Genomic DNA, 15,777 nt, shown 5'->3' on the forward strand with positions numbered 1-15,777 from the left:
ATACGAACGCCAGTGGCGCGCTTGCGTCACTTCATTGAACAAAGACGGGATTTCGCATGTATACGCTCCTCAACGCCGCGCCGGACACGGGAAACCAGGGGGTCAGCGCGCTTTCGGCGGCGGCGGTGGACGGGCTTTCGCGACGGGGGATCGACCGGATCGCCGTGGCCGACCACGGCCGCGGGCGTCGCATTGCTGCCGATGGCACGGAGCGTTTCGGCCTCACCCATAACCGTCGCCTGTGGCGCGGCGATTGCCTGCGCACGGTGTCTTTCTGCGCGCCGCTGGGCGGCCTGGCCAGCCCCTCGGCCCGCCTGCTGGCCACGAGCCGCGCGGTTCTGGACGTCTCCGGCGGTGACAGCTTCACCGATCTCTACGGCCCGCACCGCTTTCGGGCGATGATCATGACCAAGCGGCTTGCGCTGCGCTGTGGCCGCCCGCTTTTCCTGCTGCCGCAGACCATCGGCCCATTCCGCAGCGACGAGGCACGCCGGGAGGCGACCGAGATCCTGCGCGCCGCACACGGCATCTGGTTGCGCGACAAGCGCAGCGAGGAGATGCTCAAGGAACTTCTCGGCGCCGATTTCGACCCTGCTCGCCACCGTCGCGGCCCAGACATGGCGGTGTTGCTGCCGCGCGTCGCGCCCGAGGGCCTGCCCGCCGAAATCCTTGATTGGCTGGCCGCCGACCGCGCCGCGCCCGTGGCCGGGCTGAACGTGAGCGGGCTGCTCTGGCACGACGAGGCGGCCTCGAAGGCCCGTTTCGGCCTCGCCGCCTCCCATCGCGGCCAGATCGAGGCCGCCGCCCGCGCACTTCTCGACAGCGCCCCCGACATGCGCCTGCTGCTCGTGCCGCATGTGCACCGCCCCGACGGCCACCCCGAAAGCGACCGCGCCGCCGCCGAGGCTCTGGCCGCGCGCCTCGGCCCCGCCTATTCGGCGCGTGTCGCGGTGCTGCCCGGGGAGCTCTCCGCGCAGGAGCTGAAATGGGTGCTCGCCCGGCTCGACTGGTTTGCCGGCGCCCGGATGCATGCCACGATCGGGGCGTTTTCCTCCGGCGTGCCGACGCTTGGGCTGGGATATTCGGACAAGGCGCAAGGCGTGTTCGAGGAATGCGGGCTGGCCGGTCATGTCGCCGATCTGCGCATGCTGAACGCCGCCGCGCTTGCCGAGCGCGTGTCGGCCTCTGTCGCCGCGCGGGGCAAGACCCATGCGGCGCTGGCGCAAGTCCTGCCGGGTGTGAAGGCACGGGCCGAGTCTCAGATGGATGCCATTGCAAACGCGCTGAAAGCCCTGCCGGCATGAGCGCTTCGCGGGCCCAGAAACTCACCGCCTGGTCGGTGCCGCTTTGCGTCGAGGCACTGGCGCTCGCGCGCTCGGTGCTTCTGGCGCGTCTGATCGGCCCGGAGGAACTGGGAAAGGCGATAATGCTGGCCCTCGTGCTGCGTCTGGTGGAAATGTTGAGCGATCTCGGGGTCGAGCGTCTGCTTGTGCAGGCGCCCGAGGGCGCGACCGAGCGGCTGCAGGCCAGTTTGCAGGGCGCATTGCTGCTGCGTGGGATGGCGCTGGCACTCGTCCTGTTGGCACTTTCGCCGCTGCTCGGTCTCGCTTTCGCCGATGGCCCGCAGGCCCACACCTATGCGGCGCTGGCGCTGGTGCCCTTCCTGCGCGGCTTCCTGCATCTCGACTATCGCCGGGCCGAGCGCATCTTCAATTATCGTCCCCTGGCCATCGTCGAACTCGGGGCCGCTGCCGCCATGCTCACCGCGCTTGGCGCCGCACTGGCCGCGGGGCTGGCCGATCACCGCGTCCTGCCCATCGCGCTGGCCGCGCAGGCGGCAAGCCAGGTCGCGCTCTCCCACCGCGTCGCCCATCGCCGCTGGCAATTGAGCTTCGAGCGCGCGGGCCTGATGCGCGCCTTTGCTTTCGGCGCCCCGCTGGCGCTCAATGCCGGGCTGATGTTCCTCACGCTTCAGGCCGACCGGCTGATCGTCGCCGCCGGCTGGAGCTGGTCGGACCTCGCCATCTACGGCGTCGCAGCCCAGCTCGCCATGCTGCCGGCCCAGATTTTTGGCCGCGCCGCCGGCTCGTTGCTGCTGCCGGCCCTTGGCCGGGCCCGCGACGAGGCGCGCGTCGAGACCGTCGCCCGCGCCGCCCTGAGCCGCGCCGCCCTTGCCGGCCTCGCATTCGCGCTGGTCTTCACCGCGCTGGCCCCTGCTGCCATCGGCCTCGTCTATGGCGCTGCGATGGCACCGAGCTTCGCGCTTGCCGCTGCCTTCGCCGCCGCCGCCGGGCTGCGCATCGCACGCACACCGCTCTCGGTACTGGCCGTTGCCACTGGCCGGACCGCCGATACCTTCCGCGCCAATAGCTGGCGCGCCGCTGCCCTGCTGCCCGGCCTCGCCGTGCTTGCCCTCGCCGGGCCGCTTTCGCTTTTTGCCGCCACTTCGGCCCTTGGTGAAGCTGCTGCCGCCCTGCGCGGCTGGCAGCTCGCCAAGCTGAAGGCGCAGTCGTCCCGAACTCAAACGGAGTGCCCCGCATGAGCCGTTCCATCGAATCCGTCAGCGACGTTGTCGCCTGCAATCTCTGCACCGGCTGCGGTGCCTGCGCGGGCCTGTTCCCGAATGCGATCCGAATGATCGAGGACGAGATCGAGGGCCGCCGCCCGGTAGCCGCCGCACCCGGTGGCGTCGAAGACCGGGCCGCGCTCGGCGTCTGCGCCGGGATGGGCGCGCCGGAGCAGCCTGCGCGCGATGCGGTCGAGGCCGATTGGGGCCCGGTCCTGGCCTGCTGGGAGGGCTATGCCGCCGATCCTGAGATCCGCCATCGCGGCTCTTCGGGCGGCGCGGCCACCGCGCTCGCGGCTTTCGCCGTCGAGAGTGGCGTCGTGGAGGGCGTGGCCCATGTCACCGCGCGTTCGGACGACCCGCGCCGCAACACCGTCTCGATCAGCCGCGACCGCGACGCCCTGTTGCGCGGTGCAGGCTCGCGCTATGCGCAGGCCAGCCCGGTCGAGATTCTGCCGGCACTGAAGGAACAGCCCACCGGCTTCATCGGCAAGCCCTGCGACGTGGCGAGCCTGGCCAAGGCCCGCGCGCAGGACGCCGAACTCGACGCTTCTGTCCAGCTCACCATCGCCATCTTCTGTGCCGGAGCGCCGACGCTCACCGCCACCGAAAACCTGCTCGACCGGCTCGGCGTGCCGAAGGGGGCAAAGCTCACCGACCTGCGCTATCGCGGCATGGGCTGGCCGGGGCTGATGCAGGCGCGCTGGATCGACGCCGAGGGCGCAGAGCGCGCAAGCGACGCCATCCCCTATGCCGAGGGCTGGGGCAAGCTGCTGCAGGGCTCGCGCCGCTGGCGCTGCCGGATCTGCGATGACCATACCGGCGCGCTGGCCGATATCTCGGTGGGCGATCCCTGGCACAACCCGCCCGAGGGCGACGTGGATGCCGGCCGCTCGCTGATCGTGGCGCGGACAGAGGCCGGACGCGCACTCGTCGAGGCCGCGATCGCCTCCGGTGCGCTCGTGGCCAAGTCCCGCCCGCGCGACGTGATCGCCGCTGCCCAGCCCAACCTGCTGGCCACCAATGCCGCCGTCTGGGGCCGCCGCTTCGCGATGCGCCTTGCCGGTATGCCGGTGCCTGCGGCCAGCCGTGCCTCGGGCTTCGGCACATGGGCGCGCCGGCTCGGGTTCAAGGCCAAGGCACAATCCATTCTCGGCACGCTTCGCCGCATCCGCCGTGACCGCCTCCGTCGCCCCGTAACGCTGACGTCCTCCGGGCGCGGCTGAAGGTGACGGCATCAGCACATATGGCCACCCGCGCACAGGCGGGCGGCGACGGGCGGCGCCTTTGGGGCGTGCCGATCGTTGTCGTGTTCTTCTTTCTCGGCATGGTGCTGCCGACGGCAATCTCGGTCAGCGCGGGCGGGCTGCGGCTCTCGGCCTACCGCGTGGTACTGCTCGTGATGTTCGTGCCGATGCTTTTCACCCTGATCTCAGGCAAGCGCGGCCCGCTCAACATCTTCGACGGCTTCGCCATTGCGCATTCGGTCTGGGCACTGCTGGCGCTGATCAAATGGGGCGGGCTGGCGCAGGGGGTCGAATCCGGCGGCATCTACATTGTCGAGGCACTCGGCGCCTACCTGGTGGGGCGGCTCTACATCCGCTCGGTGGAAGATTTCAACGCCATGGCCCGCGCTTACGTCGCGCTCGTCGTCGGCATGCTCGCCTTCACCATCCCCGAGGCAGTGACCGGCAACCACATCCTCAAGGACGGCGCGGCCTCGATTTTTGGCGGCCCGCGGGCGCATTACATCGACAAGCGCATGGGACTGGAACGCGCCTTCGGCTCCTTCGACCACCCGATCCTTTACGGCGTCTTCTCGGCTTCGGCTTTTTCCATGGCCTATTACATCTGCGCCCGCGCAACGTTGACAAATTTCAAGGGCATGGCGCTGGCGATGGGCGTTGTCGTGGCCACGTTCATCTCGGCCTCGGGCGGGCCTTATGTCGTGCTGCTGATGCAGATCTTCGTTGCCGGCTATGACCGCGCCATGAAGGGCGTTACCGGGCGTTGGAGGATCCTGTTCACCTTGTTCGGGCTGCTCTATCTCGCCATCGATCTGTTCTCCAACCGCACCCCCTTCCACGTCTTCGTCTCCTATTTCACCTTCTCGGCCCATTCCGCCTATAACCGGATCAATATCTGGATCTATGGCACCGCCGAGGTCGGCCGGAACCCGATCTTTGGCATCGGGTTGGGCGACTGGATCCGCGCACCCTGGATGTCCGACAGCATGGACAATTTCTGGCTTCTGATTACCGTGCGCTACGGACTTCCGGCGCTCTTCTTCCTGCTGGCGCTCATGCTGGGCCTTATCATCGCCGCAGGGCGGCGCAAGAACCTGCCCAAAGACTGGATCAATGCCCGCCACGCCTGGGCCTTCACGCTGTTTGGTATTTCGGTTGCTGCCGCCACGGTGCACTTGTGGAATGCGCTTTTCGTGTTGTTCATGTTCCTCGTCGGCTCGGGCGCTTGGCTGGTGGACACCAACCCCCGCTCCCCCCGAGCGCCCGCGCCTCGCAATTTCGTCCGGCCCATCGGCCGCCCGCAAACCCTTTTCTGAACCCGGAGCCTTTCATGGACCTCTCCATTGTCATCGTGAACTGGAACACCCGCGACATGCTGCGCGACTGCCTGAACACCGCTCTGGCCGGGCTGGGCGGGCTGGAGGCCGAGATCTGGGTGGTGGACAATGCCTCCGAGGATGGCTCGCCGGAAATGGTCGAGGGCCTCTTTCCGCAGGTGAAGCTGATCTGCAACGTCGAAAACCGCGGTTTCGCCGCCGCCAACAACCAGGCACTGGCGCGGGCCACGGGGCGGCATGTGCTGCTGCTCAACTCCGACACGCTGGTGCGCGGCGAGGTGCTGCCGGCTTCGGTCGCCTGGATGGACGCGCATCCGGAGGCGGGCGTCATGGGCTGCCGGGTGCTCAACAGCGATGGCAGCCTGCAGATCACCGGCTCGCGTTTCCCCACCCTGCTCAACCTCTCGCTGCAAGCCTGCGGCCTGACCCGCCTGCCCGGGGCCTTTTTCGACCGCTACCGGATGGAACGCTGGGACCGACGCGATGCCCGCGCGCTCGACGTGATATCTGGCTGCTACATGCTGGTGCGGCGCGAGGCGATGGAGGCGATCGGGCTGCTCGACGAGAGCTTCTTCTTCTATGGCGAGGAGACGGACTGGTGCCGTCGTTTCTCGCAAGCCGGTTGGGAGCTGTGGCTGGCGCCCGTGGGCGAGATCATCCACCATGGCGGCGGCTCGGTGCGCAAGCTCAGCCACCGCAAGGACGTGCTGCTCACCGAGGGCACCGTGCGGCTGCACCGAAAGCATTTCGGCCCGCTCGGCGGCGCCGCCTGCTGGACGCTTCTGGCCGGGTTCAACCTCAGCCGCGCCATCGCCTGGACGCTGCTCTCGCCGCTCACCGGCCCGTCGGGCCGCGCGCGGGCGGCGCATTTCCGGCGTGTGACGGCCGATCTCGGCGCGGCGCTGCCGAAGGCGGGGTGAGCGAGCCATGCGCGTCCTCCTGATCGCCCCCAATATCGACGGCACGGATGTCGGCGAGGCCTTCGTCGCCTTCAAATGGGCCGAAGCGCTGGCCGAGCGAGTTGCGCTGACCGTGCTCTCCTTCGAGCGCCCGGGCCGCACGCCACTTGCCGCGCAATTGCCCAAGGCGGAGGTCGTCACCTGGCCCGAGCCGGCCATTGCCCGTGTTCACGAGCGCTTCAACGCCATGGCCAAGCCCGCCTGGCCGGCCTTCTGCCGACGGGTGCGCGGCTTCCTGAAATCCGCCCTCGGCGACGGGCGGCATTTCGACATCGCCCACCAGCTCATGCCACAGGCCGCGCGCTATCCCTCGCCGCTGCGCCATTTCGACATTCCCTACGTGATCGGCCCGCTCGGCGGCGCGCTGGACACGCCCGAGAGCTTTCGCGGCGAGGCTGGCAGCGCGCCGCTTTTCACCCGGCTGCGCGGGCTGGACGCCTGGCGGTTTCGCAACGATCCGTGGTTGCGTGCGAGCTATTTCGGCGCGGCAGCCGTGTTGGGCGTGGCGCCCTATGTCCGCGAGATCCTTGCCGAGGTGCCGCTGCAACGTTTCGAGCCGGTGCTGGAGCTGGGCATTGACGGGCTGGCCCCGGAGGTTGGCCGCAGCGCGACACCGGGCGCGTTGAAGCTCCTCCATGTCGGCCGGGGTGTGCGGACCAAGGGGCTGCGCGATGCCGTGCGGGCCATGGCCCATCTGAAGGACATGCCCGGCGTCACCCTGACCAGCGCCGGCGCGGGCGAGGAGATCGATCTTTGCCGGGCGGAGGCCGAACGGCTGGGCGTGGCCGACCGCGTGCGCTTTCGCGGCCGCATCCCGCGCGAGGAGGTCGAGGCGCTCTACATGTCGCATGATGTCTTCTGCTTCCCGTCCTTCCGCGAACCGGCGGGCGGTGTACTCTACGAAGCGATGCGGTGGGGATTGCCGGTGATCACGGCGGCGCGGGGCGGGCCGGACTGGATCGTCGACGAGACATGCGGCTTCCGCCTGCCGGTTACCGAGCCGGAGCGCTATGCGAGGGATATCGCGGAATCCGTCCGCCATCTCGCCGAGGATTGCGCCCTTCGGCTGCGGCTGGGACAGGGCGCGCGACAGAAGGTGCTGCGCGAGGGGGTGTGGAGCGCCAAGGCGGAGCGGCTCGTGGCGCTCTATCGGGAGCTGGCGCATCCGGAAGAGTTGCGGGCCGTCTCGAAAGTATAGTCCCACCAGACAAAAGCGGCGGCGACTGCCCCTTTGCGGGGCGTCCGTTACGGTAAAGGAGTCCTTAAGAAGGGGCATCGAAACCCGTAACCGGAGACCGCCGATGCCCACGTCCCAAAAGACCCGCCGCCCGAAGGTGCTCGCCATCTCCTCCGGCGGTGGCCACTGGATCCAGCTTTTGCGCCTGCGCCCGGCCTTCGAGGGCGCGGAGGTGCATTTCGCCTGCTCCGATCCCGGCGCGGCCGAGATGGTCGGCCCGGCGCCTTTTTCGAGCTTTCCCGATGCCAACAAGGACCAGCCGCTGAAGCTCCTGTTCTGCGCCTTTGCGGTGCTGCGCATCCTGCTGCGCACCCGGCCGGACGCGATTGTCACCACCGGCGCCGCAGGCGGCTATCTCGCCATCGCGCTCGGGCGGCTCTTCGGTATTCGCGGCATGTTCGTCGATTCCATCGCCAATGCACATGAGCTTTCGATCTCTGCCCGGCTGGCGCTGCGCATCACCGACAAGGTGCTGACGCAATGGCCCGGCGTGGCCGACGCCACCCCCGCCGCCTTCCACGGCCGCGTGCTCTGAAACCTGAACAACGGATTGCTGCCATGATCCTCGCCACCGTGGGAACCCAGTTGCCCTTCGACCGCCTGCTGCGGGCGCTTGATTCCTGGGCCGCCCGAAACCCCGATCAGCGCGTGCGCGCGCAGAGCGGGAACAGCCAGGAAGTGTTCAAGAACATGGACTGTACCGCCTTTCTTTCCCCCGCGGCCTATGCCGGGGCCGTCGAAGAGGCGGATATCATTGTCTCCCATGCCGGCATGGGCTCGATCCTGACTGCCGCCGAGCTGGGCAAGCCCATCGTCATCCTGCCCCGGCTGGCCGCCCATGGCGAGCACCGGACCGATCACCAGCTCGCCACGGCGGCGGAGATGGCGAGCCTCGCCAATGTGACCGTCATCGAAAGCGCCGAGGAACTCGGCCCGTCACTCGACCGGCTGTCCGGCGCGCCAACCCTGCCCTCCGCCGAGCGGATCTCGGCCAGCGCGGATGCGGGTCTGATCGGTGCGGTGGCGCATTTCCTGCGAGGCGCCGCCTGATGAACCTGCCCGCCGTTTCCGTACTGGTGCCCGCCTATAACGAGGCCGCCGTCATCGCCCGCAGCCTTGCCCCCTTGGCCGAGGCCTGCGAAGCGGGACGTATCGAGCTGATCGTGATCGCCAATGGCTGCCGGGACGAGACGGCGCAAGCCGCCCGCACCATCTGCCCCGCAGCCACCGTGATCGAGACGGATTTCCCCTCCAAGACCAACGCGCTCAACCTTGGCGCCGGGCGGACGACCGGGCGCGCCATCATCTGCCTCGATGCCGATCTGAGCCTGCCCGAGACGAGCCTCATGCGTCTTGCTGAACCGATCCTCGAAGGCCGCGCCGATGTCGCCTGCGGCCGCATGGAACCCGATCTCGCCGCCGCCGCGCCGCTGGTGCGCGCCTTCTATCGCGGCTGGCAGCTCAACCCCTATTTCGACGACGGCAAGTTCGGCGGCGTCTTCGCGCTTTCGCACCAGATCATGCGCGGCCTGTTTCCGTTGCCCGAAGTGGTGGCCGATGACGAGTATATCGCGCGCAGCACCGCGTTCAGACGGCGCGCCTATGTACCCGAAGCGGGCTTTGCCGTTGCCGTTCCGACCACGCTCCGCGCGCTTTTCCGCATCCGCCGCCGCAGCCGCCGGGGCACCGACGCGCTGCGGCTTCGCGGGGTCTGTGGCGCCGAGACACACCCCCACGGTGGTTTCGGCACGGCTGCTCTCCGTGCCGCCCGCCGTCCCGCGCGCTGGTTCGATTTCGCCGTCTACGGTGCCGTCATGGCCACCGTTGCGATCAGCCTGAAACTCGCCCCCGCCGCGCCGAACGGCGCCTGGGAACGCGACGAGACCAGCCGGCTCCCGACCGGCTGAAACGAAAGAAAAAGATGATGGACGGAACCATGACCATGCCCGTGGGCGCGCCTTTGCAGGACGCCGAGCCCATGACCACATGGCAGGCGCCGGAAGCCCCGGCCACCAACCCGCTCGCCCCGCTTCTGCGCGCCATGCGCGGCCGCTGGCCGGCCTGGTTCGCCCTCAGCCTAGTGCTTGGCGGCGCGCTCGGCGCGGCTGGCTTTCTGAGCGGCACCAAGACTTACGAGAGCCAGGCGGTGCTGCGGGTCTATCCCAAGGAAGCCGGCATTCTCTACAATTCCGGCGATGACAGCGTGCTCAAGACCTTCGACAGCTTCGTCAAGGCCGAGACCGCCTTTGCCAACAGCCCCGACGTGATGTCGCGCGCCGCAGAAACGTTGCGGGCCGATTTCCCGGAGCTGACGGCCGAGATGACCGATTCCGATCTGCGTCAGTCCGTGGCCGTGAAACGTTCGGACACGTTGATCGTGCTGGACACCAAGAGCAAGAACGCCGCGTTCGCCGCCGCCAAGCTCAGAGCGGTAACCGACGCCTATCTCTCGCTCAAATCCGAGGCGGACGGGCGGCAGATGCGGATGCGTTCCTCCGAGTTGACCCGGCGGGAGGCGGAACTGTTGGAGGCCTTGCGCGGGTTGGACCGGCGTATCCTCGAAATCGGCCGCGAATATGGCTCCTTCGCCATCGCCAAGGCCCATAGCGAGAAGATCGCCCAGATCGACGCGCTCTCCAGCCGCAAGGCCGAGGTGGAGCGCACGCTTACCTCGATGCGCCAGAATGACGGGCAGGCCAGTGCGGACATGAACGATGAGCATATCCTGCGCGCCACGCTGCTGGACCGCGGGCTGGCCGACATCAACATCGAGCTGGCGCGGCAGGAAGCCGGGCTCGCCACCTTGCTGGAGCGCTACACGGAGAGCTCGCGGCAGGTGCGTGATAAGCGCGCCGAGATCGCAATCCTGGAAAGGGCGATGGCCGATCGCCGCAACCAGATCCAGGTGCTGGGCCAGACAGGCGCGCTGACCGATCAGAGCGATGCGGGCGACGAGGACAATATCGATACGATCGCGGCACTGCTGGCGAAGGTCGCAGGCGAGCTGGAGGAGGCGCGGCAGGAGGCGCGCGCGCTCAACGCGCAGCGGGTCGAACTGGATTTTCTGGAAGAAGAGCGCTCCGAGACCCGCCGGATGCTGGACGACACGCGCGCCGCGCTGGACGTGATCCGGGTGGAGAGCCGCAAGACTTCGCCCGGACTGACCGACGTCATGTCGCCCGCCGTCACGCCGGACGAACCGGCCGAGGACAGCGCCAAGATGCAAGCCGCGATGGGCTTTGTCGGTGGCGGAATGGTGGCCAGCCTGCTGGTGCTCGGGCTTGGCCTTGGCAGCCGCCGCCTGCGCTGGAGCGACGAGATGAACCTCGCCACGATGGGCGTCGACCCGCTCGCGGTGCTTACGGGAGATCCCGACAGCGACGGCGCGCGGCTTGCCCCGGAGATCGACCGGTTGCGCACGACGCTGCAACTTGTGCCCGCACGCAGCACATCACCGGCCGGCTCGGGCCGGTCGCTTGCCATGCTGCGCACCGGCGAAGGCGGCGAGACGGCGCTCGCGCATGCGTTGGCCGAGAGCTTTTCGCGCACCGATCTCTCCGTCGCGCTGCTCCATGTCGACCCTGCACAACACGAGGCAACGGCGAATGGCAGCTACCATGTGGAGACGGCTTTCGGGGACGCATGCTCGGAGATGTCCCTGCCCGAACTGCGCCGCCGCATCGCCGAGATGACGGCCCGCCATGACGTTGTTCTGATCGATGGTGGCAGCCTGCAACAGACGACAAGCGCGAGCCTTGTCGCCAGCGCCGCAGATTACGCGATTGTCGAGCTGCGGCGCGGAGAGGACAAACAGGCCGCGCGCGCAACCCTCGAACGGGTCTCCAACCGCTGTCCGCAAGGCATTGGCGCTGTTTTCACCCGCGCCAAACGCCGCGATCCGGGCCTGAGCCAGGCCTGGTAAGCCGCGCCTCCCCTTGAAGGGCAATGGCGGCAGGGCAACAGGGCAACGGAATGCCCCTGCCCTGCCGCATCCTGTTTGCTCCCGCGCCCGCGCCTTTGTAACCTGCGCTGCAGAGACCGGAGCAGCGTACCGGGCAACGTGAGGACGGGCAGCCGACATGAAGGTTATCTATCACATCGGCCTGCACTCGACCGACGAGGACCGCGCCCTGCGCTGCCTGCTGCGCAATGACAGCCTTTTGCAGAAAAACGGGATCGTGGTGGCGCAGCCAGGGCGTTTCCGGCCGGTGCTGCGCGAGGCGATGATCCAGCTCAAGGGGCAGCCGGCGACCGAGGAAGTGCAAGACCATATCCTTGAAGAGATCACCGAGATCGACCACCCCCAGCAAATCCTATTCTCCAACGATTCCTTCCTCTGCGTGCCGAAACGGGCCATTCAGGACGGCGTGCTCTATCCGCTCGTGGGCGAACGCGCCCCGTGGATCCGCAACCTCTTTCCCGGGCAACCGGCCGAGTTTGCGCTGGCCTTGCGCAATCCCGCGACCCTGATCCCGGCCCTGCATGCCCGCTTTTCCACCGAGGAGAGCTTCGAGGGCTATCTCGCCCGGATCGACCCGGAAGCGCTCTCCTGGGCGGATATGGTGGAACGGCTGCACGCGGCGGTGCCCGATGCGAAGCTGACCATCTGGTGCAACGAGGACAGCCCGCTGATATGGCTGGATATCCTGCGCGCGCTCTCGGGCCTGCCCGATCCGATGCGGCTGGAGGGGATCGACGATTTCATCGCCAGCCTGATGACCGAAGACGGCTTCGGCCGGCTGAGATCCTATCTCGATGGCCACCCGGCCTCTGGCCCGGAACATTGGCGCCGCGTCGTGTCGGCCTTTCTGGACAAGTTCGCGCGCCCCGAGGCGGTCGAGGAGGAATTCGACCTGCCCGGCTGGACGCAGCAGCGCGTCGCCAAACTGTCGGAGCGCTACGAGGCCGATGTCGAACGGATTGCCGGGATGGGCGGGATCGAGTTCCTCTCCCCATGATCCAGGGACACGCCATGAAAACCATCGGCCTTATCGGCGGCATGAGCTGGGAAAGCACGGCCACCTATTACCAGTTGCTCAACCGCCTTGTCCGCGAGCGCCTTGGCGGGCTGCATTCGGCAAAGCTGCTGCTGTGGTCCTTCGATTTCGCCGAGATCGAGGCCTATCAGGCCGATGGCGACTGGGATGCGGCAACGCGGGCCATGGTGGCAGCCGCGCAGGCGCTGGAGCGCGGCGGGGCCGAGATGATCCTGATCTGCACCAACACGATGCACAAGATGGCCGACGAGGTGCAGGCGGCGATCTCGGTGCCCCTGCTGCATATCGCCGATGTGACGGCGGAAGCCTTGCTGAAGGCGGGCCGTCGCAAGCCGCTCCTTCTGGCCACCGCCTATACGATGGAGCAGGAATTCTACACCAGCCGGCTGAAGGCGCGCGGGCTCGAAGTCATGATCTCCTCCGCCCCGGACCGTGCCTGCGTGCATGGCGTGATCTATGACGAGCTTTGCAAGGGGATCATCGAGCCGGCCTCCCGCGCGCAGTGGAACGCCATCGTGGACCGTGCCGCCGCCGCGGGCGCGGATTCGGTGATCTTCGGATGCACCGAGGTCGGCCTGCTGCTAAGGCCCGAAGAGCTTCCTCTGCCCTGTTTCGACACGACGGAGATCCACGCGGTCGCCGCACTCGACCGGGCGCTGGCCTGAGCGGGAAGACACCGCATCGGCGATGGTGTGCATGAGCGCTTGAGGGCGGACGGCCCGACGGTTATCCGATTGTGTGAAAAAGATTTTGTGAAGGGCTGCCCCATGTCCGAGACCGAAACGCTCGAAGCCGAAACAAACTTGACCAACTGGCGAACCCACCCCTTCTGCCGGTGGAGCTTTCACCATGTGGACCATCTGCTTCATGGCCACCTCATTGCCGCCCCGACGCAGCGTGGCCCGGTAGAACAAGCGGGCGCACTCGATCTGGCGAGCCTCGCGCTGCCCTCCGGCCAGAGCGTCGCCGAGGCACTGGAGAGCGCCTATTCCGATGCGTTCCTGGTCCTGCACCGGGGGAGGATCGTCCATGAAAGCTATGACGGGCTGATGGCGCCCGAGGACCGGCACATCATCTTCTCGGTCTCGAAATCCGTGACCGGGGCGCTTGCCGGGATCCTCGTGGAAGAAGGCCGGCTTGACCCCGAAAGACCCGTGACAGACTACATCCCCGAGCTTGCAAACTCCGCCTGGGGCGATGCCACGGTCCGCCACGTGCTCGACATGGTGGTCTCGATCCGCTTCATCGAGGACTATCTCGACCCGCAGGGCGACGTTTCCCGCTACCGCGTGGCGATGGACTGGAACCCGCCGGGCAATTTCCCCTATGTAGGCGGGCTGCACAGCTTCCTGCCAACGCTGCCCAAGGATAGCGGCCCGCATGGCGCGGCGTTCCACTACGTCTCGCCCAATTCGGACGTGCTCGGCTGGATTCTCGAACGCGCGTCCGGATGCAAATTCGCCGATCTGCTGTCGGACAGGATCTGGCGCCCGCTTGGCGCGGAGGCCGATGCCTGGATCACGGTCGACAGGGAGGGCGGCTCGCGCACGGCAGGTGGCATCTGCACTCGCGCGCGCGATCTTGCCCGTTTCGGCGAGATGATGCGCAACAAGGGCCGGGCGAACGGGCTTCAGATCGTGCCGGAGTCGTGGATCAAGGACATCCTGCAGAATGGCGACCGGCAGGCCTGGAGCCGCGGCTCGGGGCTCGACGGGCTTGTGCCCACGGGATCCTATCGCAACCAATGGTACCTGTCGGACGCGCATCCCGGCGCGATGATCGCCATCGGTATCCACGGTCAATGGATCTATGTTGATCCGCGGCACGAGGTGACGATCATCAAGCTCTCCTCCCAGCCCCTGCCGGAAGACGAGGCGCTCGACACGATCATGCTGGACATGTTCCGGACAATTGCCGGGCATCTCTCCGAAACGTCTTCATAAGCGGCACTTCGGGCAGGAATGATAACGAGCAAGCTCGGGCGTGACTGCTGCAAGGGCCGAACCGGGCTGGGCGCTCGGTTTACAGGGGCATCCCGCAGGCGACCTTGAAGAAATGGGCTGGCGGACAGCCATTGTTTGGGAATCCGTGCTCGGTCAGTGTATGACGCTGGTATCACAGATCAAAACTGGATGCCCTCGTGTCAGAGACTTTTCTCCGTATCACCGCGACCGAAAACGCCGAGATCGACCGGCCCTCCGCTGACAGGCTCATCGCGGGCTCCCCCGAGTTCACGACCTGGAACATCGAAGAACGGGACGGCCTGTATTGCGGGACTTGGCGGTCCACTCCGGGCAAGTGGAAGATCCAGTACGATGAGTGGGAGTATTGCCGCATTCTGGAAGGTCATTCGATCATTTCGGAAGACGGCGGCAAGGAATTCGAGGTTCGAGCCGGCGACAGCTTTGTCATTCGTCCGGGCTTTTCCGGCACGTGGGAAGTCATCGAAACGACAACCAAGGAGTACGTCATCCGACTTTGATCGGATCGGCGGATAGCAGGAACGGGTCTGGGCAAATTCGGCCCATTGTCGGCCTCCGAGCGAATTGCGGTCTCTGCGGGTCAACTGCGCCACATACAGCGTCCCACGGAGGCGGTCTCTTCGATCACTGGGAGATCATTCGGCTCCCGGCTCGCCTCGCGGAATACTCCGTTGGTGTCATACCGGCCCAGCTCCGGAATGCTCGGCGGAAGCTGTTCACCTCCTGATACCCGAGACAGCCTGCGATCTCCTGAGCCGAGTAATCGGTTTCGAGCAGCAATGCCTCAGCCCGTTTCATCTGGAAAGACGTAACGATGTCGCGAAACCTGTGGCCTTCCGCGGAAAGACGCCTCTGAAGCGTTCGTTTCCCAATGCCAAGTCTCTCGGCGATCACCTCTTCCGAGAAATCTCCGACGACACTCAGCAAACGCAGGGTATCCAATACGAGTTCCGCCGTTCTGCGCGGCGGGTGTTGCCGGATCATCGCCTTCATGTCGCTGAACAGGATTTCATTCCTCGCCTCCCTGGAACGCGGATTCCGCATGAGAAGCATATGCTTGGGACTGGAAATCCCGGCTAGCCGGCCACCGTAGCGTATCGGTGCACCGAACACGGCCTTGAGTGAGGTATCGCCCTTTTGCGAGGCCTTGGGGAGTTCCACCCATTCCGGGTGCCAGGCTCTGACATCTTGAAGCGCCGTCAGCATGGTCGGAAGTTTGTCGCAAAATGACCGGTCTGTCTCTGATATTGTAATAATCGCAACTTGGGAGGTGGCAGATGGCTGTTCATATTCGTCTTGGGGCTGTTGCTCTCGGTTTGTCCGTGGCGGCCCTTTTGTTCACTCCCGCAGAGGCCCAGTCGGAGTGGGAGTTCAACGTAACGCCCTACGGATGGCTCGCCGGACTTGACGGCGATCTTGGCACATTGCCCGGTGTGCCGTCCGAGGAGGTCT

Annotated in this window: 15 protein-coding genes; 14 read left to right on the top strand and 1 reads right to left on the bottom strand. The window is 66.8% G+C overall.

Annotation, left to right across the window (positions count from 1 at the left end; genetic code table 11):
* The first annotated feature begins 56 nt into the window (after positions 1–56).
* From AX756_RS08705 to AX756_RS08770, 14 genes are all read left to right on the top strand, one after another.
* A complete protein-coding gene (locus tag AX756_RS08705) occupies positions 57–1,304 on the top strand; it encodes a polysaccharide pyruvyl transferase family protein (RefSeq protein ID WP_068310068.1) in 1,248 nt (415 codons plus the stop codon).
* Positions 1,301–2,542, top strand: coding sequence for an oligosaccharide flippase family protein (locus AX756_RS08710; protein WP_068310070.1), 1,242 nt, complete (start codon positions 1,301–1,303; stop codon positions 2,540–2,542). The genes AX756_RS08705 and AX756_RS08710 overlap by 4 nt, the downstream gene beginning before the upstream one ends.
* Entirely contained in the window at positions 2,539–3,792 is a 1,254-nt protein-coding gene (locus AX756_RS08715; protein ID WP_068310072.1) for a Coenzyme F420 hydrogenase/dehydrogenase, beta subunit C-terminal domain, read from the top strand. Before AX756_RS08710 ends, AX756_RS08715 begins: the two co-directional genes overlap by 4 nt.
* A 2-nt stretch (positions 3,793–3,794) precedes the next feature.
* Entirely contained in the window at positions 3,795–5,129 is a 1,335-nt protein-coding gene (locus AX756_RS08720) for an O-antigen ligase family protein (RefSeq protein WP_156461428.1), read from the top strand.
* A gap of 14 nt (positions 5,130–5,143) precedes the next feature.
* Positions 5,144–6,070: a glycosyltransferase family 2 protein gene (locus AX756_RS08725; protein WP_068310076.1), complete on the top strand. Its 927-nt coding sequence runs from the start codon at positions 5,144–5,146 to the stop codon at positions 6,068–6,070.
* A 7-nt stretch (positions 6,071–6,077) separates the two neighbouring features.
* On the top strand, positions 6,078–7,307 hold the full coding sequence (locus tag AX756_RS08730; protein WP_068310078.1) for a glycosyltransferase: 1,230 nt from the start codon (positions 6,078–6,080) through the stop codon (positions 7,305–7,307).
* Positions 7,308–7,410: 103 nt separating this feature from the next.
* On the top strand, positions 7,411–7,881 hold the full coding sequence (locus AX756_RS08735) for a glycosyltransferase family 28 protein (RefSeq protein WP_068310080.1): 471 nt from the start codon (positions 7,411–7,413) through the stop codon (positions 7,879–7,881).
* 23 nt (positions 7,882–7,904) lie between these two features.
* Positions 7,905–8,396, top strand: coding sequence for a glycosyltransferase (locus AX756_RS08740; RefSeq protein WP_068310082.1), 492 nt, complete (start codon positions 7,905–7,907; stop codon positions 8,394–8,396).
* On the top strand, positions 8,396–9,253 hold the full coding sequence (locus AX756_RS08745) for a glycosyltransferase family 2 protein (RefSeq protein ID WP_068310084.1): 858 nt from the start codon (positions 8,396–8,398) through the stop codon (positions 9,251–9,253). Before AX756_RS08740 ends, AX756_RS08745 begins: the two co-directional genes overlap by 1 nt.
* A 14-nt stretch (positions 9,254–9,267) precedes the next feature.
* The gene (locus tag AX756_RS08750; RefSeq protein ID WP_068310086.1) at positions 9,268–11,268 is read left to right on the top strand and encodes a GumC domain-containing protein; all 2,001 of its coding nucleotides are present in this window, start codon (positions 9,268–9,270) and stop codon (positions 11,266–11,268) included.
* A gap of 157 nt (positions 11,269–11,425) precedes the next feature.
* Complete coding sequence (locus AX756_RS08755; RefSeq protein WP_068310089.1) at positions 11,426–12,304, top strand: hypothetical protein; 879 nt, start codon at positions 11,426–11,428, stop codon at positions 12,302–12,304.
* A 14-nt stretch (positions 12,305–12,318) separates the two neighbouring features.
* Entirely contained in the window at positions 12,319–13,008 is a 690-nt protein-coding gene (locus AX756_RS08760) for an aspartate/glutamate racemase family protein (RefSeq protein WP_068310091.1), read from the top strand.
* A 102-nt stretch (positions 13,009–13,110) separates the two neighbouring features.
* Positions 13,111–14,286 (top strand): serine hydrolase domain-containing protein, encoded by a 1,176-nt coding sequence (locus AX756_RS08765; protein WP_068310093.1) that lies wholly within the window; start codon positions 13,111–13,113, stop codon positions 14,284–14,286.
* 197 nt (positions 14,287–14,483) lie between these two features.
* Positions 14,484–14,825, top strand: a complete 342-nt coding sequence (locus tag AX756_RS08770) for a cupin domain-containing protein (RefSeq protein WP_068310095.1) — start codon at positions 14,484–14,486, stop codon at positions 14,823–14,825.
* A 124-nt stretch (positions 14,826–14,949) separates the two neighbouring features.
* Here the strand turns inward: AX756_RS08770 and AX756_RS08775 are convergent, their stop codons facing one another.
* Entirely contained in the window at positions 14,950–15,531 is a 582-nt protein-coding gene (locus AX756_RS08775; RefSeq protein ID WP_068310097.1) for a helix-turn-helix domain-containing protein, read from the bottom strand.
* Positions 15,532–15,777: the final 246 nt, after the last annotated feature.

The sequence above is a fragment of the Aliiruegeria sabulilitoris genome, assembly GCF_001558155.1.
Taxonomy (GTDB): domain Bacteria; phylum Pseudomonadota; class Alphaproteobacteria; order Rhodobacterales; family Rhodobacteraceae; genus Tropicimonas; species Tropicimonas sabulilitoris.

Excerpts from the sequence above, each read along its gene's own strand:
- AX756_RS08705 (WP_068310068.1), top strand. The coding sequence starts at position 57 with ATGTATACGCTCCTCAACGCCGCGCCGGACACGGGAAACCAGGGGGTC.
- AX756_RS08710 (WP_068310070.1), top strand. The coding sequence starts at position 1,301 with ATGAGCGCTTCGCGGGCCCAGAAACTCACCGCCTGGTCGGTGCCGCTT.
- AX756_RS08715 (WP_068310072.1), top strand. The coding sequence starts at position 2,539 with ATGAGCCGTTCCATCGAATCCGTCAGCGACGTTGTCGCCTGCAATCTC.
- AX756_RS08725 (WP_068310076.1), top strand. The coding sequence starts at position 5,144 with ATGGACCTCTCCATTGTCATCGTGAACTGGAACACCCGCGACATGCTG.
- AX756_RS08730 (WP_068310078.1), top strand. The coding sequence starts at position 6,078 with ATGCGCGTCCTCCTGATCGCCCCCAATATCGACGGCACGGATGTCGGC.
- AX756_RS08735 (WP_068310080.1), top strand. The coding sequence starts at position 7,411 with ATGCCCACGTCCCAAAAGACCCGCCGCCCGAAGGTGCTCGCCATCTCC.
- AX756_RS08740 (WP_068310082.1), top strand. The coding sequence starts at position 7,905 with ATGATCCTCGCCACCGTGGGAACCCAGTTGCCCTTCGACCGCCTGCTG.
- AX756_RS08745 (WP_068310084.1), top strand. The coding sequence starts at position 8,396 with ATGAACCTGCCCGCCGTTTCCGTACTGGTGCCCGCCTATAACGAGGCC.
- AX756_RS08750 (WP_068310086.1), top strand. The coding sequence starts at position 9,268 with ATGATGGACGGAACCATGACCATGCCCGTGGGCGCGCCTTTGCAGGAC.
- AX756_RS08755 (WP_068310089.1), top strand. The coding sequence starts at position 11,426 with ATGAAGGTTATCTATCACATCGGCCTGCACTCGACCGACGAGGACCGC.
- AX756_RS08760 (WP_068310091.1), top strand. The coding sequence starts at position 12,319 with ATGAAAACCATCGGCCTTATCGGCGGCATGAGCTGGGAAAGCACGGCC.
- AX756_RS08765 (WP_068310093.1), top strand. The coding sequence starts at position 13,111 with ATGTCCGAGACCGAAACGCTCGAAGCCGAAACAAACTTGACCAACTGG.
- AX756_RS08775 (WP_068310097.1), bottom strand. The coding sequence starts at position 15,531 with ATGCTGACGGCGCTTCAAGATGTCAGAGCCTGGCACCCGGAATGGGTG.